Annotated in this window: 16 protein-coding genes and 1 other annotated feature; of the genes, 7 read left to right on the top strand and 9 right to left on the bottom strand. The window is 41.7% G+C overall.

Features of this window, described 5'->3' with window-relative positions:
* The first annotated feature begins 6 nt into the window (after nt 1-6).
* Entirely contained in the window at nt 7-354 is a 348-nt protein-coding gene (locus F899_RS01290; protein WP_005220462.1) for a hypothetical protein, read from the top strand.
* Between the two features lie 737 nt (nt 355-1091).
* Here the strand turns inward: F899_RS01290 and F899_RS01285 are convergent.
* Nucleotides 1092-2255, bottom strand: coding sequence for a zinc-dependent alcohol dehydrogenase (locus F899_RS01285; protein ID WP_004814020.1), 1164 nt, complete (start codon nt 2253-2255; stop codon nt 1092-1094).
* A 330-nt stretch (nt 2256-2585) separates the two neighbouring features.
* Entirely contained in the window at nt 2586-4529 is a 1944-nt protein-coding gene (locus tag F899_RS01280; RefSeq protein ID WP_005220461.1) for an ATP-binding cassette domain-containing protein, read from the bottom strand.
* Nucleotides 4530-4759: 230 nt separating this feature from the next.
* Here F899_RS01280 and F899_RS01275 point away from each other — a divergent pair, with 230 nt between their 5' ends.
* The 4 genes from F899_RS01275 to erpA all read left to right on the top strand — a co-directional run bounded on the left by F899_RS01275 (nt 4760) and on the right by erpA (nt 8682).
* Nucleotides 4760-5764, top strand: coding sequence for a putative solute-binding protein (locus F899_RS01275; protein WP_005220459.1), 1005 nt, complete (start codon nt 4760-4762; stop codon nt 5762-5764).
* A gap of 254 nt (nt 5765-6018) precedes the next feature.
* A complete protein-coding gene (locus F899_RS01270; RefSeq protein ID WP_005220458.1) occupies nt 6019-7029 on the top strand; it encodes a putative solute-binding protein in 1011 nt (336 codons plus the stop codon).
* A gap of 187 nt (nt 7030-7216) precedes the next feature.
* Nucleotides 7217-8230, top strand: coding sequence for a putative solute-binding protein (locus F899_RS01265; RefSeq protein WP_005220456.1), 1014 nt, complete (start codon nt 7217-7219; stop codon nt 8228-8230).
* A 116-nt stretch (nt 8231-8346) separates the two neighbouring features.
* Nucleotides 8347-8682 (top strand): iron-sulfur cluster insertion protein ErpA, encoded by a 336-nt coding sequence (gene erpA, locus F899_RS01260; protein ID WP_004814030.1) that lies wholly within the window; start codon nt 8347-8349, stop codon nt 8680-8682.
* Between the two features lie 73 nt (nt 8683-8755).
* Here the strand turns inward: erpA and F899_RS01255 are convergent, their stop codons facing one another.
* From F899_RS01255 to F899_RS01230, 6 genes are all read right to left on the bottom strand, one after another.
* The gene (locus F899_RS01255; protein ID WP_171063867.1) at nt 8756-9133 is read right to left on the bottom strand and encodes a hypothetical protein; all 378 of its coding nucleotides are present in this window, start codon (nt 9131-9133) and stop codon (nt 8756-8758) included.
* 104 nt (nt 9134-9237) lie between these two features.
* Nucleotides 9238-10152, bottom strand: coding sequence for a matrixin family metalloprotease (locus F899_RS01250; protein ID WP_005220452.1), 915 nt, complete (start codon nt 10150-10152; stop codon nt 9238-9240).
* A gap of 69 nt (nt 10153-10221) precedes the next feature.
* Nucleotides 10222-11052, bottom strand: coding sequence for an OXA-134 family carbapenem-hydrolyzing class D beta-lactamase OXA-278 (locus F899_RS01245; RefSeq protein ID WP_005220450.1), 831 nt, complete (start codon nt 11050-11052; stop codon nt 10222-10224).
* Nucleotides 11053-11201: 149 nt separating this feature from the next.
* A complete protein-coding gene (gene dnaK / locus F899_RS01240; protein ID WP_005220446.1) occupies nt 11202-13142 on the bottom strand; it encodes a molecular chaperone DnaK in 1941 nt (646 codons plus the stop codon).
* Nucleotides 13143-13260: 118 nt separating this feature from the next.
* Nucleotides 13261-13803, bottom strand: a complete 543-nt coding sequence (gene grpE, locus F899_RS01235; protein ID WP_004814040.1) for a nucleotide exchange factor GrpE — start codon at nt 13801-13803, stop codon at nt 13261-13263.
* A gap of 1110 nt (nt 13804-14913) precedes the next feature.
* Complete coding sequence (locus tag F899_RS01230) at nt 14914-15408, bottom strand: hypothetical protein (RefSeq protein WP_004814042.1); 495 nt, start codon at nt 15406-15408, stop codon at nt 14914-14916.
* 206 nt (nt 15409-15614) lie between these two features.
* Between F899_RS01230 and F899_RS01225 the strand changes: the two genes are divergently transcribed.
* Nucleotides 15615-16685 (top strand): alpha/beta hydrolase, encoded by a 1071-nt coding sequence (locus tag F899_RS01225; RefSeq protein WP_004814044.1) that lies wholly within the window; start codon nt 15615-15617, stop codon nt 16683-16685.
* 71 nt (nt 16686-16756) lie between these two features.
* Here the strand turns inward: F899_RS01225 and F899_RS01220 are convergent, their stop codons facing one another.
* Nucleotides 16757-17428, bottom strand: coding sequence for an acetoacetate decarboxylase family protein (locus F899_RS01220; protein WP_004814046.1), 672 nt, complete (start codon nt 17426-17428; stop codon nt 16757-16759).
* Between the two features lie 104 nt (nt 17429-17532).
* On the opposite strand from F899_RS01220, the gene F899_RS01215 reads away from it, so the two are divergent.
* On the top strand, nt 17533-18117 hold the full coding sequence (locus tag F899_RS01215) for a peptidylprolyl isomerase (protein ID WP_004814048.1): 585 nt from the start codon (nt 17533-17535) through the stop codon (nt 18115-18117).
* A gap of 426 nt (nt 18118-18543) precedes the next feature.
* Nucleotides 18544-19413, top strand: a sequence feature (16S ribosomal RNA rRNA prediction is too short).
* Nucleotides 19414-19660: the final 247 nt, after the last annotated feature.

Below are 19660 nucleotides of genomic sequence, written 5' to 3'. Positions count from 1 at the left end.
TTATCCATGGATAGCCAGCTTGAAGAAGTTCGTGAAATTTGGGCCAATGCATTCTATACCGGTCATTATGAGGTTCTGCGTCAGTATGAGCATGAAGACTTTAAGGTGGTGTTTGAGCAGAAAAACCGTGTAGAAACCAGTTATGTCCGTTATGACAGGATTGCGCATGCGGTCAAGAATGGGGTCTGGAAACCGCATAAGCCTGAAGTAGAATATGAAGATTACGAATATAATGCGGATCAGACGGAATGTTGTGTGGTGACTGGTTTAGCTAAAGATAAACATCGTATTCAGGAATTGTGGCGCTATGCAAATGAATGGAAAATCATTGAACTTCGATTTCTAAAATCCTAGATTTTTAACTGTTTAACAAAGTTATAAAAATAAAGTAATTAATAAATCAAAATATGTATGAATAGTACCGTTCCTAAATAAGCTCAAAGCTTGATCAATAGTGTGGATAACTTCAAAGTTATCCATATTTATTTATGTGAATAAGATAGTATTTATCCACAATAGATTCACTTTTAAATCAGCTCTTATTTTAAATTCAAATTTATTCTCTGGTGACTTGTGGGTAAATATTTTTAAATTTAAAATAATGTTTTAAATTTAAATTAGCAGCTTATGCAGGATTTCTGCGTTTAAGCCAAAACTGTCCAAAATAGATTAGTTTGCCTGCTGTTTTTATAGAAAATTAAAATAAATATTATATAAAATAACCGCTTATGTGGTTAATGTAGTTTTATTTAATAGTTGGCGTGGAACATATTTTTACTTGGGAAATCTAGGTGTAGTTAAACTACATAATTATTTTAATAATCAAGTGAAATTTAATTTTATTTTTAAAATCATTGGATTAAATATAGTTATTATGGGTTTATTCTTTGGGGTGCTTTTCTAGATCAGCATTTGTATTCGGATTTGTCTGAGCTATTTTCTGCAAGTTAGAAAGAGGAGTAAAAATTAAATAACTTCCGTTAAACAGAGTTTTTGATGAAGAAACTTGAAAAATAGAAACAGGTGATTTGATCTGTCTTGATTAAAGAATAAAAAGCGCCTGGAAGGCGCTTTTTATTCTTTTAGTACATTTACGGTGTCAGAATGACTTTACGACAGTCTTCTTCCTTTTTATCAAAAATACGGTAGCCTTCCGCAGCATCTTCCAGTTGCATGCGATGGGTAATAATCACATCTGGAGACAGATCTCCATTTTCAATATGTTCGAGCAACTGCGGCAAGTATTTATGCACATGGGTTTGTCCCATTTTAAAAGTCAAACCTTTATCAAAGGCATCACCAAACAGGAAGCCATGAATTGGACCGGCATAAACCCCCGGTACACTCACCACACCGCCGCGTCGGACTGCTGCAATACATTGTCTTAGTGCTGAACCACTCGAACCTTCTAATTTCAGGTTGGTCATTACGGTTTCCAGAACACTCCCTTTGGCTTCGAAACCAACGGCATCAATAACTGCATCAACACCACGATAACCTGCTGTATTTTGAATAATAAATTCAGCTGCATCGACTTCATCAAAGTTGACCGGAATGACCCCATAGGTTTGATGAGCAAATCGCAAGCGATAAGGGTGATGGTCTACCATGAAGATCTGTTCGGCACCGAGCATCCGTGCACAAGCTGCAGATAACAGACCGACTGGACCTGCACCATAAATCGCCACTGTAGAACCACGGGTGACTTGAGCATTGGTTACTGCCTGCCAGGCTGTTGGCAGAATATCGGTCAGGAATAATACTTTTTCATCAGGCAAAGAGCCGGGAACCTTAAACGGTCCGACATTACCTTTGGGAATTCGCACATATTCAGCCTGACCACCCGGAACACCACCATACAGGTGGCTAAAGCCAAACAAGGCCGCTCCTGGTGGAATCTGTTTTTTATTCAGGATCGCACCACGACCCGTATTGGTATTTTCACAGGCAGCCATGAGTTCATGTTCACAGAAAAAACAGTGACCGCATGCAATGACAAAGGGAATGATCACCCGGTCACCTTTTTTGACTTCTGTCACTGCAGGGCCGACTTCTTCTACAACTCCCATAAATTCATGGCCGAAAATATCACCGTCTTCAGTGGCAGGGATTTTTCCCCGGTATAAATGCAGATCTGAGCCACAGATGGCGGTGGCTGTCACCCTTAAAATAACGTCATCTGGTTCCTGAATCACTGGATCTGGAACAGATTCAACTCGTACATCCCGAGCACCATGATAGGTAAGAGCACGCATGCGGATTTCCTCTCTAGTTCAACATAAATAGTCTCAAATAAGGCTGCTGATTATTAAAAAGCCTTTTTATTAGAGCCTTATAACCTGACCTAGAGCTGTAAATTAATGTATGAAATAAGGAAGCCGAGTGTTTAAAAAATAAACTTATATAGTACTTGCGTAATTCACTACAAAATATGTCAAAAATCGAGTAAATGATTAACCAAGCTGAGAAGTGTAGGAAAATAGGTAAGAGAAAAGATTTACTAATAGCAGAGAAAATATAAACCCATAAAAAAAAGATCAGAAACTATAGTTACTGATCCTTGAAACTTTAAACAAATATTAAAATTAGCTTTCTTGGAAAGGCTGTTCCAGTTCTTCTAATTCCATCATCAGTTCCAGCATCTGTTCTTCAACAGTTTCCAGTTGTGCTTTCAATTCAGTCTGCTCATTCATGAGCTTAAGCAATTCATCCTTACGCGCTGCATCATACAGACCAGTATCTGCCAGCTTTTCTTCAATTGCTGCGAGTTTTGGCTGCAACTTTCCGATCTGGCTTTCACATTTTTCAATATTTTTGCGAATCGGCCGAGTCTGCTCACGTTGGCGAGCAGCCTCCTTGCGTTGGGCTTCTTTATCCATTTTATTTGGTACAGGTTTCGCTTCAGCTTGCTGTGTTTTCACCACTTCAGCAGTTTTAGGCGCATTTTTTAATAATTCTGCACGTGCCTGACGTAACCACTCGGCATAAGCCACCAGATCGCCATCAAATTCAGTACATTTGCCGTTATGAACTAACAGTAGCTCATCACAGACACTGGCGATCAGCTGACGTTCATGCGAAACCAGCACGACAGCACCCTCAAAATCTTGTAGTGCCATCGTTAAAGCATGACGCATATCCAGATCCAGATGGTTGGTTGGTTCATCCAAAATCAGCACGTTTGGACGTTGCCATACGATTAATGCAAGTGCTAAACGGGCACGTTCACCACCCGAGAAACTTTCACTTGGTGTATCCATGCGTTCGCCGCTAAAGCCGAAGCTGCCGAGGAAAGAACGCAAGCTGGCCTCACTGATTTTAGGATCAGCAATACGTGCCAGCTGCAACATCGGACTGGCGCTACCATCCAGTGCATCCATCTGGTGCTGGGCAAAGTAGCCAATATTTAACAATTCCGAGTCTTTACGAAGACCTTTAATTAAAGCTAAATCACCGACGAGAGATTTAATCAAAGTCGATTTACCAGCACCATTCATCCCCAGCAGACCAATACGGCTATTCGGAGTAATTTGCAGGCTGATATTACGTACAATCAGCTTGTCGCCATAACCGATATCGGCATTTTCTAGCTGTAGTAATGGTGAACTCATTTTGGTTGGTTCACGGAAGCTGAAAGTAAACGGTGTATCTACATGCGCAACAGAGAGTTCCTGCATACGCTCCAGCTGCTTGATTCGGCTCTGGGCCTGTTTTGCCTTGGTAGCTTTGGCCTTAAAACGGTCAATAAATTTTTGCAGATGGGCACGCACTTCAAGCTGCTTTTCATAGGCTTGTTGCTGCTGGGCTAGACGTTCGCTACGGGTGCGCTCGAAAGTCGAATAGTTACCGGTATATAAGGTCAGTTCCTGATTTTCGATATGTAAAATATGATCGGTAATGGCATCCAGGAAATCCCGGTCATGTGAAATCAGCACCAAGGTGCCTTCATAGGCTTTGAGCCAATCTTCTAGCCAAAGAATCGCATCTAAATCTAAATGGTTGGTCGGTTCATCCAGTAATAACAGATCAGAACGGCTCATCAGGGTACGCGCCAGATTCAGACGCATACGCCATCCCCCCGAAAAACTGGCAACATCCAGCTCGGATTGATAATCCATAAAGCCTAAACCTGCCATCAGCTGTGAAGCCTTAGAGGGTGCTACATAACCGGAAATTTCGTCAAAGCGGCCATAGAGGCGTGCCAGTTCAGCATCATCCAGTTGTTCAGGATGATTCAGCTTTTGTTGGATATCCCAGTATTCCTCATCACCGGACAGGACAAAATCAATCGCCTTCATATTCAAGGCTTTGATTTCCTGGGCCATATGCGCCACAGTCCAGACTGCAGGACGGGTCAGGGAACCACTGTCAGATTCAATTCCACCCAAGAGTGCTGAAAATAGGGTCGACTTACCGGCTCCATTGACACCGGTCAGGCCAATTTTCCATCCAGGATGCAATTGCATGGAGGCTTTCTGGAAAAGGATGCGTCCACCGCGGCGTATGGTTAACTGATCTAACTGAATCATGGAACTGTACTGACATTCGACAAGAAGAATGGCGCTATTCTAAAGGAAAGCCCATCAAAATAAAAAAATCTTGCTGGAGAATTCACAGGATCCTGCACTTCATCCATAACATAGATTCATATTTTTGAATCTATGTTTAAATAGAACAGGTGTTTTTAATGACAAAACAAGATGATATTGAAATATAAATTTCAGTAAAAAATAACCAAGAATAAATAGAGTAGAGCAAAATGAAAAAAGGATCTTTGATTTTAGCAGCCTTGACTGTACTTGCCTCAAATATGAGTTTTGCCAAGGTAGATATCTGCGTCTTTGATTTATTGGGCAAATCTGGTGAATCTTACAAGTTACTAGAAGAATGGCAGTTAGTGAGCAAGCAATGGGGGACTGAAGTACAACTTCTTGCTTATCAGGATGAAGCCAAAGTCGATCAGGACTTTAAAGCAGGCAAATGTGATGGACTGTTTATGACCTCCATGCGTGCCCGGGCCTATAACAAATTTGCCGGTTCAATTGATGCTATTGGTGGTGTGCCTAGCAATGATATTGCCATGAAAGCCATTAGCTATGTACTGGATCAGCGTAATGCCAAACGTCTGGTGTCTACCATTGGTAAAGACAAGTTTGAAGTTGCCGGAATTGTGCAAATTGGTACGGCATATATTTTTGTACGGGATCGTGCCATAAACAAGATTGAACAGGTTAAAGATAAGAAATTTGCAGTTTTGCATTATGACTATGCACAAAAAGTCATGGTAAATAGGATTGAAGCTGTGCCAGTTATGTCGGAAATTTCTAATTTTATTCGCCGTTTTAATCAGGGCGAAGTCGATATTGTGGCTGCACCTGCTTATGCTTTTAAGCCGCTAGAACTGTCTAAGGGCTTGGGGAATAAAGGTGCAATGATCAAGTTCCCTGTAGTAAATGTGACGGCAGATTTAATTATTCGGCCAAATAAATTTCCGGACAAATTTGCAGCACACTCACGTGCCTGGTTCATCAAACAGTTACCGAAAACCATTGCTACTGTTAAACGTATGGAAGCAGAAATTCCAGCTAAATATACGCTAAATTTAAGTCGTGAGGACTATACCAGTTACCAGAAAATTCTCCGAGATGGCCGGATTGATCTGACTAATCAGGGCATCTATGACCCAAATATGATGCGGGTATTGAAACGTGCGCGTTGTACGGTAGAACGTACCAATTTTGAATGCTCATTAGGCGGAGAATAGTGCTCTAATGTATTTGTTTGTAAATTGAATTAAAAAAATGTAAGTTTTTAGGATTTTAAATAAATCGCTAAAAAATTGATATCTATGGACTTCCTTATATCCAAAATGTGAATACGGGACACATTTTGATAATAGGGGACAAACTCCCTAAATATAATGGAGTAAATACTCTATTTTTTTTAAAGAAACTTGCTAATATTTGTCACAAGTATGGAAACTCCATCGAAGAACAAGATTTTGCAAGGATTATTAGAATGAAAAAAACACTTCTAGCATTGGCGGCGTTTTCTGCCGTTAGTTTCGCAGGTACAGCGCAAGCGAAAAAAGTCGATATCTGTGTTTTCGACTTACTGGGCAAATCTGGTGAGTCTTTTCAGATGGCTCAGGAATGGGCACTGGCAGCAAAATCATGGGGGGCAGAAATTAATCTGATTGCCCGTCAGGATGAAGCAGTTGCAGATAATGATTTTAAAGCGGGTAAATGTGACGGCGTATTTATGACGGCGATGCGTGCACGTCAATACAATAAATTTGCTGGCTCTATTGATGCGCTAGGCGGCGTGCCAAGCAATGCGATTGCACAGCGTGCCATTACCTTTGCTTTGGATAAACGTAATGCTGCCAAGATGGTCAGTAATTTAGGCGGCAAAAAATATGAAATTGCCGGTATTGCACCACTGGGCTCGGCTTTTATCTTTGTACGTGACAAAAACATCAACTCGATTGAAAAAGCCGCCGGTAAAAAGTTTGCTGTGCTGGGCTATGACGATGCACAAAAAATCATGGTACAGCGTGTAGGTGCCCAGGCAGTCGTGTCTGATGTATCCAACTTTGTGGCCAAGTTTAATAATGGTCAGGTAGATATGGTAGGTGCACCTGCTTATGCTTATAAGCCGCTAGAAATCTATAAAGGCTTGGGTAATAGTGGCGCGATGTTTAACTTCCCGGTGCTGCATGTCACTTCAGACTTTGTGATCCGTCCTGAAAGCTTCCCGGCAGGTTTTGGACAGAAATCACGTGATTGGTTTGTTAAGAACTTGCCAAAGAGCATGGCGATGATCAACCGTTTAGAATCCGGTATTCCAGCCAAATATAAAATGAACCTGAGTGCAGAAGACAAGACCAAATATCAAAAAATGCTTCGTGATGGTCGTATGGATATGACCAAGCGGGGAATCTATGATGCTTCTATGATGAGTGTACTGAAACGTGCCCGCTGTTCTGTCGATAAGGCAAACTTCGAATGTTCACTGCCGGGTGAATAAACTGATTTTAAAAGGAAAAAAGCCTGGAAAATTCCAGGCTTTCTTTATGTTAAGGCAGGCAACTTTGCCATTGCCTGCGACTTGAAAATGATTAGAATGAATATCAGTCATGCTGTCATCTTTCTTATAAAAACAATGATATGCAGCAGTCTTGAGAAAACAAAAACAATTTTTTAAGGAATAAAATATGAAAACTTGGTTGAAGGCGCTCGCACTCGGTACAAGCATGGTCACAGCGTCCGGTATAGTACAGGCGAAGCAAATCGTCTGTGTATTTGATCTGGTCGGTAAGAATGGCGATGTGTACGCTGTGATGAAAGATTATCAGCTGGCTGCAAAAAACTGGGGTGCAAATATCGAGCTGCGGGTAAATACCAATGAAGCTGTGGTTGCAGAAGACTTTAAAGCCGGGAAATGTGATGGTATTAGCGTCACGGGGATGCGCGGACGCCAGTTCAATAATTTTACCGGTTCACTGGATGCCATTGGTGCGATCCCAGATCTGAATCTGGCGGTTAAAGTAATGCAAGGACTGGCAAGCAAGACTTTTGCCAAACATATGTTACAAGGCAAATATGAAGTCGCCGGAGTCATTCCAGTGGGTGATGCTTTCCTGCTGGTCAATGACCGCAGTATTAATACCGTAGCTAAAGCAGCAGGCAAAAAAATTGCTGTACTGGATTATGACGAAGCGCAAAAAATCATGGTGCAACAGGTAGGTGCACAGGCGGTCAGCGCTGATGTCACCAACTTCGGTGCCAAGTTTAACAATGGTCAGGTTGATATCATTGGCGCACCTGCTGCCGTATTCAAACCCTTAGAACTGCATAAAGGTCTAGGTAGCAAAGGTGCAATTGTGAATTATCCGATTTTACAGGTGACAGGCAATATCATCATCCGCCCAGATAAATTCCCGGTAGGTTTTGGGCAAAAGTCACGTGAATGGGTGAAAGGGGAGTTGCCACGCGCTTTTGGAATTTTAGGTAAAATGAAAGCTGATATTCCCTCTAAATACTGGATGGATATTCCAGCAGCAGACAAACCCGGTTATCAGAAAATGATGCGTGAAGCGCGGATTGATCTAACGAAGCGCGGTATTTATGACAAACGTATGATGAAGCTATTATGGCAGTTCCGCTGTAAGCAGGACCCGAAAAACTTTGAGTGTGCACTACAGGATGAAAATTATAAACAATCCTGATAAATTTACTCTGATTAAGCTTTAATTTACAAAGACTGACCATATATTGAGTATGCTATACTTGAAATATGGTCTTTTCTTTTTAAAGATGCCCGAACCGAACAGAGGAATCCATCATGAATGCTCAAGCACTTGTGCTGACTGACAATGCTGCCAATAAAGTACGCCAATTGCGTGACAGTGAAGGTAACCAAGATCTTATGCTACGTGTCTATGTGACTGGTGGCGGCTGTTCAGGTTTCTCTTATGGCTTCAACTTTGCTGAAAGCCAGAATGAAGATGATGCAGAATTTATTAACGGCGATGTGAAGATGCTGGTCGACTCACTCAGCTATCAGTATCTGGTAGGTTCAGTCGTTGACTATATTGAAGGGCTGGAAGGTTCACGCTTTGTGGTACAAAACCCGAATGCTACGACTACATGTGGCTGTGGTTCATCTTTCTCGATCTAAACATGATTGAGATTTAGACCATAGAAATCAAAAGTCCTCAAAATGAGGACTTTTTTATACGCTATTTTTATATTTAAGCCTCAAGTTTCACCGCTTCAAGCAGGTCAAAGATCACTGTCGTCACATCCTGACTCAGCTCACGATTATTAAAAATCTCATAAGCTGTGATAGTAATGTCGGTATCACTTGGTAACAGTTTTTGTTCTTCCTCAATCAGGTCGTTGATCGGCAGCAGAGTTTGCCTCACTTCTAAATGCAGAATGTCCTGGTAAGCAATATTTTCATCCTCAAGTTCAATCAGCTGCTCATTGAAATAAGGGAGCAGAATCGCATGCAAATAAGGCTGAAGTTCTACAATATCAAAGATTTCGATATCACGAGTTTCATCAATTGTACTGATATGATCATTGGCTTCAATCAGGATATGGTAATAACTCATGCCGATCTCCACAGAGGGCTTTGGTGAATGATAGATGCTCACAATAACATGAAATCATCGACTATGGTCGTTCAAAAAGATAATAAAGACATAAAACTTATAAGGAATTAAATTGCTTAAGATTTACGTGTATAAAGCAAAGTCTTATCTGCCGGGCGCAGTTCAAAATTTTCCAGCTTTTGTTCACCTAATACCGGATACATCAGTGCTTCAGGATCGCCATGATGCAATAAACCCAAGGCATGACCCAGTTCATGTGCCAGTGTTAGACGCAAGTCATCTTGCGCATCAAACTGATAGATATGGATTTCATCGCCTTTAAAAATCCCTTTATGGAACTGGCGTGGCGGAAAGCGCTGTTGTGCCTGATTGATATTGTTATGGTGAGACTGAACACTGCTTTGATAGGCGGAAATCTGAGTATTAAAAGATAATTGTTGTTGCTGCAGATATTCTGCTTCACGCTGGAAACGTTCTGACCTGAATTGAAGCTCGTTAAATTCCTGTTGCAACTGCTGACGTTGATGAGCAGAAAGTCCCGGCTGATTGCGCCGTAGCATGAGTTGCTCGAACTGGAGTTGTAGCAGATTGCGCTGCTCTAACAGCTGACGCTGTTGCTGATCCAGATGATTTCGGGAGGCGGTCAGGTTTTCTGCCTGACGTTGATATTGGGCTTCATCGCGAAGTAATTTCTGTGTGGTTTTTTTCAGTGCATCATATTCCTGCTGGCGGTGATCATAAATGAGCTTGATGCTGAGCTGCGCATTTTCATCATAGACCATCAGGTCATCACGGCCAGTACCACTATGCCAGATCTCAACGGCTTCTTGTGCCAGTTGAATCACTTCTTCACGGGTCAGTCCAAAACCCGGGTCAACCTGATCCACCTTAAAGCGTAAGCGCGTATCAAAAGGATGGGTGAGTCGGTCAGTCAGAGAGTTGAATTTTAGCTGCGGATGAGACTGGGTCTGTAGATGCAGAAAACCTGCAACTAGTAATACCACTACGACTAGACAGAGCAAAAGACGCATATTTTTTATTTAAATGTTTATTTTTAAAAATATAGCTTAAATTTGGCGTTTTTCCCATGCCTATTTACGTTACCCTTCAGCTTTCGGATAAAGCCCTAATTCGGCCAAGGCCTGCTGCAAAATTTTAAGACGGATCGCCGGATCCATATTACTTTGCATCTGCATATTCAGTGAAAATGCCACGATTTCAGCCTGCGGTGTTTCAACCCAGCCGGTGAGCCAGCCGACTTGCGGTTCCACATCCATGCCCCAACCGGATTTGGCATATAGGCGATAAGCTTGCTGTTCCTGTAAAAGTAACATGGCTTTGACTTGTTGCTGGACTTGAGGATCAAAGGCAAGCTGCTCTTGAGCAAGCGCAGAGACAAATTCGACTTCCTGTTTTGGAGTGATTTTCAAAGGGCCTACCAACCAGAAGTTATCGACCTGCTGCCCAATATGTTGATTGCCGAATTGAATACGTCTCACTTCCTGTTCCATCAATTCAAGGCCAATGCGACGTGCTAGTTCCTGATAGACGGGTACAGCAGAAGCTTGCATGGCTTGGCCGAGAGTCATGTCTTTTTCCCAGGCTGCAAAACTGCGCTTCTTGCCATCCCATTTAAAGATTTCATTGGTCGTGGCTTTACCATGTTGCAGGCCAATCAGAGCATTAAATATTTTAAAGGTTGAAGCAGGAACATATTCGGTATGTGCACGACTCAAATCATTGCCATAGACCTGTAGATGTGGACCCCGTTGAATTACTAAAACGCCAGAGCTTTGTGCCTGATCAAATAACTTTGCAATAGCTTGAATAGATTGAGTTGAAGTGATTTGAGAGGGCGAATTTGAAACAGGGAAGCTACAGGCTGTCAGGCTCAAGTAACTGAGTAAAGGCCACAAAATAAGAATTTTCATAAGTTCAGGATATTTTAATATTTGATTTAACTTAAACAGCTTTGCCTGAAAATACGATCCAATTTTGGTAATTTTCCATTAATTCTTTCAAGTCTAGGCATAAAAAAACCGCGCTTTCGCGCGGTCTTTTTTAAGCTTAAGCTGATAAATTATTTTTTATCATCTTTCACTTCAGTGAACTCAGCATCTACAACGCCATCATCCGCTTTTTGTTGTTGACCTTCACCGCCTTGGAAAGCATTTGGATCAAAACCTTGCGCACCGCCTTGGCCTTGAGCTGCTTCATAAGCACGTTGAGTAATCGGCATGATGATGTTTTGCAGCGCTTCAGTTTTCGCTTTGATCGCTTCTACATCATTTTCTTTAGTTGACGCTTCTAACTCAGACACTGCAGTTTCGATTGCAGTTTTTTCGTCAGCAGTCACTTGTTCACCAAGATCTTTCACTGCTTTTTGAGCAGAAGAAACCAAGGCATCCGCTTCGTTACGTGCTTTAGCCAGCTCTTCAAACTTACGGTCTTCTTCAGCATTCGCTTCAGCATCTTTGATCATTGCTTCGATTTCAGCATCAGACAAACCTGAGTTTGCTTTGATCTGGATAGATTGCTCTTTACCAGTGCTCTTGTCTTTCGCAGATACTTTCAAGATACCATCGGCGTTGATGTCGAACGATACTTCAATTTGTGGCACACCACGTGGAGCTGGTGGGATGTCACCTAACTGGAAATTACCCAACAATTTGTTTTGCTGCGCCATTTTACGTTCACCTTGGTAAACCGAAATGTCTACAGCAGGCTGGTTGTCCGCAGCAGTTGAGAACACTTGCGATTTTTTCGCAGGAATCGTGGTATTTTTCTCGATGATTGGAGTCAATACACCGCCCATGGTTTCAATACCAAGTGTTAAAGGCGTTACATCAAGCAGAAGTACGTCAGTTTTGTCACCAGACAATACCGCACCTTGAATCGCAGCACCCATTGCTACCGCTTCGTCAGGGTTCACATCTCTACGTGGCTCACGACCAAAGAATTCTTGAACTTTCTGTTGAACCATTGGCATACGAGACTGACCACCCACCAGGATTACGTCAGAGATGTCAGAAGTCGAAAGACCAGCGTCTTTAAGTGCAATACGGCAAGGCTCAATCGTACGCGCAACCAGGTCAGCAACCAAACCTTCAAGTTTTGCACGAGTAACGTTGATCACTAAGTGTTTAGGACCAGTCGCATCTGCAGTGATGTATGGAAGGTTGATTTCAGTTGCGTTAGAAGAAGAAAGCTCGATTTTTGCTTTTTCAGCAGCTTCTTTCAGACGTTGTAATGCAAGTGGATCGTTTTTCAGATTCACGTTTTGTTCTTTCTTGAACTCTTCAACTAGATAGTCGATTAATGCGTTATCGAAGTCTTCACCACCCAGGAATGTATCACCGTTGGTAGATAACACTTCAATTTGCTGGTCGCCATCAAGGTCAGCAATTTCAATGATTGATACGTCGAAAGTACCACCACCCAAGTCGTATACAGCAACTTTACGGTCGCCTTCTTTCTTGTCCATACCGAACGCAAGTGCAGCAGCAGTTGGTTCGTTGATGATACGTTTAACTTCTAAGCCTGCAATTCGGCCTGCATCTTTGGTAGCTTGACGTTGCGCATCATTGAAGTAAGCAGGAACAGTAATCACCGCTTCAGTCACTGTTTCACCCAGATAGTCTTCTGCAGTTTTCTTCATTTTTTTCAGAACTTCTGCAGAGATCTGTTGTGGTGCAAGTTTCTTATCGTTTACTTCAACCCAAGCATCGCCATTGTCAGCTTTCAGGATTTTATAAGGCACCAGACCGATATCTTTTTGTACTGCCTGGTCTTCATAACGACGACCGATCAGACGTTTAATCGCGAATAATGTGTTTTTAGGGTTCGTTACCGCTTGGCGTTTAGCTGATTGACCAACCAGAATTTCACCATCTTTGTACGCAATAATAGATGGAGTTGTACGTGCGCCTTCAGCGTTTTCGATAACTTTAACTTTGTCGCCTTCAAGTACTGCAACACATGAGTTTGTAGTACCTAAGTCAATACCAATGATTTTAGCCATTTGGATGTTTCCTCTAAAATTTTTTTGTGATTTACACTTGTTATCCGATATGAGAGCCGTTCGATTTTTTTCAAGTAAATTTTTTGAAAAATTTCACAAACTCCCGAATTTATTTGGCTTAAGCGCCAACCATGACCATGGCAGGACGTAATAAACGGCCGTTCAGGGCATAGCCTTTTTGCAAGACTGTACCGATCTCATTGGCTTTGGTATCTGGTGCAATACCAACTGCCTGATGTAACTCGGCATTAAAACCATTCTCGGTATCAACTACGACCACACCAAATTTTTCTAATGTTGTCAGTAAACCTTTTAAGGTTAGTTCTACGCCTTCCCGTAACGGGCCTTGTTCTTCACCCGCAGCGAGAATTGCACGTTCCAGGTTATCTACAGTTTCTAACAGCTCTTTAGAGAACTTTTCCAAAACAGTATCTTTATGCTTTTCTGATTCGCGCTGAATGCGTTCTACACTTTTTTGTGCCTCATATACGGCATTTGCAGTACGTGCTTTTTCCAGTTTTAAATCGCCTTCAAGCTGTGCGATTTGTTCCTGTAAAGACTCAACGGTAACTTCAGCTTGTTCAGGTTCAGCTTGAGCTGTTTGTTGTTCCGTTTGCTCTTGCTCAAGTTCTTGAGCTTGATCGTTTTGCTCAGTCGCCATTGATTTACTCCGTTTAAATGGGTTCTTAAACATGTACAGTCCTTCGGTATCAGTGCTAACTGCGTGAATGCTGAACTGCCATGATTTGGGAAGTTCTTAATTACATAAAGAAGTCGGGGCTGGGCTTCAAAATTCAAGCGAAATGAGTGATTAATTTTAAGATTTATTGCAAAAGGCTGTGTTTCTGTTATTCCAAACTGGATTGAAATGAGAAAAAGCAGACAATTTCTCTGTTTTGAAGATAAAAACCTCAGAATTTTTAGTTAGTTTTGATCTTAGTAATTAGATGAGAGATGAATGTATAAGTACTTAAATTAGTTTTTAGAAAATAAATCATTCATTAAAAGAATGTTTTTAATCAGAAAAATTTTTAATCGTATTTTTAGATATAAATAATAATATTTATCTGTTTTAAAAGTTAAATCAAAAGCACCATCATAGCTTTATCAACAGTGACCTGGTTCAGAAGGAGAGAGCCGAACTAGGTTACTGTTCCTGATTCGTTTTACTCTTTTATAGCTGAATACCCCAAGACTCAGCTATTTTTTTGCCTGAATGTTTATATTGATTGTTTTTTAGACATAAAAGCGATTAATAACTAAGCAATAAAGTATTTCACAAAAAATGATCAACTTCGTATTATTCGTTTCAGATTCTATCGCTGTAGTTTCTTCTTATTTTGAAATGTGTTTTTCAAGCTTATCCTCTCTAGATAAGCTTTTTTTTTGCGTAAAATTTATTAATTTTCTTCTCAAATTCTAGTGATCAATCACTTATAGAAAAGCTGTAAGTTAAAGCCTACAAGGATTCAGGACAATATCTACTTTGTTAGATGCTCGAATCAGCCTAATATTGATTTATCGAGAACAGGAAGTTCTTAAAAATTTGCTGAGAAGCATATAAACGAGAGGATGTTCGTTTAAACACAACCCTATAAAACCCTTGAAGAAATACGCTTCAGGGGTTTTATTCTATAATAGCTATCTAACATCTATTTCTGTTCATAAAGACATTAAAAAAAGCCCGAGATCGGGTTTTTTTATAGATGAAACTTATCTGGATCAGTGGCCGTTTAGGTCGCTTTCAAATTTTTAGATTAATCTGACTATTCTAGCGACGTGATTCCTGCCAGCGTTTGACACGTTCATTACGGTTCTGTTCAGCTTTACGTCGTTGCTGCTGTTCAGCTGCTCGGCGACGTGTATCTGCCTGCTGTCCACGCTTTTTACGCTCTGCCTCGGCTCGGTTTCTAGCCGCTTGGCTGCTACTGATTTTTTTGCGTTGCTGTTCAATACGCTGGCGTTCCTGCTGACGTCTGTGATCCAACTCAATCTGTTTTCTACGTTGATCATTTAACTGGCGTCGCTGTTGCTCTAGTCGCTGACGTTCCAGTTCAGTTCGGCGACGTTCCTGCTGTAAACGTCGTTGCTGTTCATATTCCCAACGCTGCCGATCATAACGGTTGTCATAACGGTAATCGCGGTCATAGCGATAGTCATAAGCTCTATTATAACGTCCGTCATAATAGTCATCTTCAGGGAATGCGACACAACCTACAGCCAATAAGCTCGTCGCAATTGATACGAATATCAGTTTTCCAGCCATAGGTGAGCACTCCTTGTTAAGGTCAATCCTACAATTTGCGCCTAAACAGCAGCTTAAATTGTCAATGACAGGGGGATAAAATGAGATTAGCTTATTGATCTGCCTAAATTTGTATGTCGATGTAGGCACTTATATAAGAATATGGTCAAAATACACCCTGATCATGTAGAAAATATGAAGAATTAAGCGAATAAGGATGGGAAGCTATGGTGATATCGAGTCAGCAATTACAGGCCATGATGGATAAGGGGCAAGGGGTAGCAGCACGTCTGCTGGACCGATTACCTAAAATTGCTCAGGAAAGAATAGTCAGAAGTCTGGATTATCCTTACCACTATCCTGAACTGGATCCCTTTGTAAAATGTCTGATGGCCGTGCAGTTAAAACAGGGCAAAACTGGAATAGTCAGAGAAGATATCGCGCAGTCACGTATTTTCTTTGAACAGAGCATGCAATTGCTAAAATCCAAACCGACTGCTATTCGCCAGGTTGAAGATATCCGGTTATCCTTGCACAGTGGCATCGTACAAGCACGTCACTATCACCCGGCTCCAGCTAAAAAGTTGCCTTTAATTATATTTTATCATGGAGGAGGCTTCCTGATTGGCAGTCTGGACACACATGATGAATATTGTCGGTTGCTGGCCAAACACGCGCATGCCCAAGTATTAAGTGTCGCTTATCCTCTGGCGCCGGAACATCATCCTTCACAAATTGTTCAAGTTTGCGAAGATGCACTGGCTTGGGCGCATCAACACAGCAAGCAGCTCAGAATTCTAAAAAAACGCATTGCAGTCGCAGGAGACAGTGCGGGTGGCAATTTAGCAGCAGTTGTAGCTCAGCGCAGTGCAGACAAGGTTTATGTACCTCAGGCCCAGTTACTGCTTTATCCAGCCATGGACTTTAAAAGCCGTCATCCTTCCTATTTTGCTTATAAAGATGGTCTGGTACTCACTGATGGTGATATCGAACTGGTGACTTATCATTATGTGGAACGACATGAAATTGCATTGGATGATCCACTCATTTCACCGACCTATGGCAACCTGAAAAATTTACCGCCGACTTATCTGATTACTGCTGGTCATGATGTGTTGCATGATGAAGGGGCTATTTATGCACATAAGTTGCGTCAGCATGGAGCGAAAGTGCATTATCATGATTATACCGATCAGACGCATGGTTTTATTAATTTGACCAGTATTTCAAGACGCGCCAAAAAGAATGTAATTGAAATGAGTAAACACTTCCGTAAGTTCTGGGATAAGCATAGTTAAAAATAGCTCTCTATCTATATAGAGTAATAAATCAAATCTCAATTAAGGTGTTTCACGTGAAACACCTGTTTTTACTTTTTATGTACCTTGGCTTCGGGAAAGATCAGATTGAATTTAGGTACATAAAAGCTTTGTATATATTTAGCGCGGGAAAAATCCGGGAAAATCGATTGAGTATTTTGCCACTCTACCTGAGCGAGTTTGGATAGATAGCCTCTGAATTGCGGGCTAAACTGATAATGTGACGATTTCCAAGTTTGTCGAATCTTTAACATGGATGTTGGAAGATGATAGCTATTTAAATAGAAGGAACGTGATGATTTAGATTTCTTCAGAAGAACAGTCATGTTTTGCCCTTGATGAGTGATTCGACAAATGACTTCCTGTCCTTGTTCCTGCCATTCAAATTCTGCGTATTCCTTCGGTATCCCCCATAAGTGCTGACCGTGAACAATAGATTCATGCGTAGAAACATAAATCTTTGGAATAGTAGACAGACGTCTTCGACTTATTAAAGGATGGTCCATAATCAGTAGCTCGTCATAAGGACCTACAGGAGAATGGTGATAATGTACCAGCATAACTTGTACAACACGGCCCAGCGGAGAAGGAGCAATTCCAAAATTCCGAGATTCACGGATAAAGTGCGGTGTAATCCAATAATTCAAAATAAAACCCTCTCCCTGTAAATGCCAGGGAGGAAACTGATGAATATTTTTCTCCTGCAAACGATGCACGTTCATTCTTATTCTCTTGTAATTGGTCGGTTAGGGTAATGCATTAATGGGTATCAAAGATTAATATAGCTTGATTCTCAACCCTTACTTCTGAGTAGATGAGTTAAAAAATGTTAAAAAAACCATTATATGCAATAGCTTTAACAGCTTTAGCTTTACCAGCACTGGCGGCCAATTCCATAGTTGAAATGAAAACTTCTATGGGGAATATCGAAATTGAGCTTTATAATGATAAAGCACCGATCTCTGCCAAAAACTTTGAAGACTATATAAAAGACAACTTCTATAAAGGCACCATTTTTCACCGGGTGATTCCAGGTTTTATGGTACAGGGGGGCGGCTTTGATGCGAATATGGTGGAAAAGCCAAATAATAAGTCAACTATTAAGAATGAATCTTATAATGGTTTAAGCAATACACGTGGCACTTTAGCCATGGCCCGTATGAACCAGCCAGATTCAGCCCGTTCCCAGTTCTTTGTGAACCTGGTCGATAATAACTTTTTGAACCGTTCTCCTATGAATGCGGGTTATGCAGTATTTGGTAAAGTAACTAAAGGCATGGATGTGATTGATAAAATTGCTGGTGTTCCAACTGCCAACTATGGAATGCATCAAAATGTGCCGCTAAAACCAATTATTATTAATAGTGTGAGCATTAAAACAGCAAGCCCGCAAAAAATAAGTAAAAAATGATGTAGAAATCTTTTACGGTTATTTTTATTTTATAATCATGTGGTTATGTGAATAATAGAATAAAAATGATCCATATTGGTGCATAAAAATAGTACACTCGTGATTTGTGTCAGTGAAAAGCACTTGCACGTGTAGGAAATTGCCCTATAATGCACCCATACCGACGAGATACACGGTGATGAACGAAGCGAGACGCTGAGTTATCCGGTGTTTTGAGTCCAGCTTCTGGCACTGACGAGGTGTTAGAAAGATCATTAAGAGATTATGAAGAACAACTTGTGTGGATTTTTACTGGTTGATTGATCGAAATTATTTTCATTGATTGATGGTAGAAATTACTCGAAGTTTATTTGAGAAATGAATGTCAGAAAATTGATGAGCCAAGATTTGGTGTTTTGAATAAAGCACTATTGATTTTAAACTGAAGAGTTTGATCATGGCTCAGATTGAACGCTGGCGGCAGGCTTAACACATGCAAGTCGAGCGGGGAAGGTTGCTTCGGTAACTAACCTAGCGGCGGACGGGTGAGTAATGCTTAGGAATCTGCCTATTAGTGGGGGACAACGTTCCGAAAGGAACGCTAATACCGCATACGCCCTACGGGGGAAAGCAGGGGATCTTCGGACCTTGCGCTAATAGATGAGCCTAAGTCGGATTAGCTAGTTGGTGGGGTAAAGGCCTACCAAGGCGACGATCTGTAGCGGGTCTGAGAGGATGATCCGCCACACTGGGACTGAGACACGGCCCAGACTCCTACGGGAGGCAGCAGTGGGGAATATTGGACAATGGGCGGAAGCCTGATCCAGCCATGCCGCGTGTGTGAAGAAGGCCTTTTGGTTGTAAAGCACTTTAAGCGAGGAGGAGGCTCCTTTAGTTAATACCTAAAGAGAGTGGACGTTACTCGCAGAATAAGCACCGGCTAACTCTGTGCCAGCAGCCGCGGTAATACAGAGGGTGCGAGCGTTAATCGGATTTACTGGGCGTAAAGCGTGCGTAGGCGGCTTTTTAAGTCGGATGTGAAATCCCTGAGCTTAACTTAGGAATTGCATTCGATACTGGAAAGCTAGAGTATGGGAGAGGATGGTAGAATTCCAGGTGTAGCGGTGAAATGCGTAGAGATCTGGAGGAATACCGATGGCGAAGGCAGCCATCTGGCCTAATACTGACGCTGAGGTACGAAAGCATGGGGAGCAAACAGGATTAGATACCCTGGTAGTCCATGCCGTAAACGATGTCTACTAGCCGTTGGGGCCTTTGAGGCTTTAGTGGCGCAGCTAACGCGATAAGTAGACCGCCTGGGGAGTACGGTCGCAAGACTAAAACTCAAATGAATTGACGGGGGCCCGCACAAGCGGTGGAGCATGTGGTTTAATTCGATGCAACGCGAAGAACCTTACCTGGCCTTGACATACTAAGAACTTTCCAGAGATGGATTGGTGCCTTCGGGAACTTAGATACAGGTGCTGCATGGCTGTCGTCAGCTCGTGTCGTGAGATGTTGGGTTAAGTCCCGCAACGAGCGCAACCCTTTTCCTTATTTGCCA

This window comes from Acinetobacter sp. CIP 101934 (genome assembly GCF_000369585.1).
Taxonomy (GTDB): domain Bacteria; phylum Pseudomonadota; class Gammaproteobacteria; order Pseudomonadales; family Moraxellaceae; genus Acinetobacter; species Acinetobacter schindleri.
This window is presented reverse-complemented; position numbering and strand designations above follow the sequence as displayed.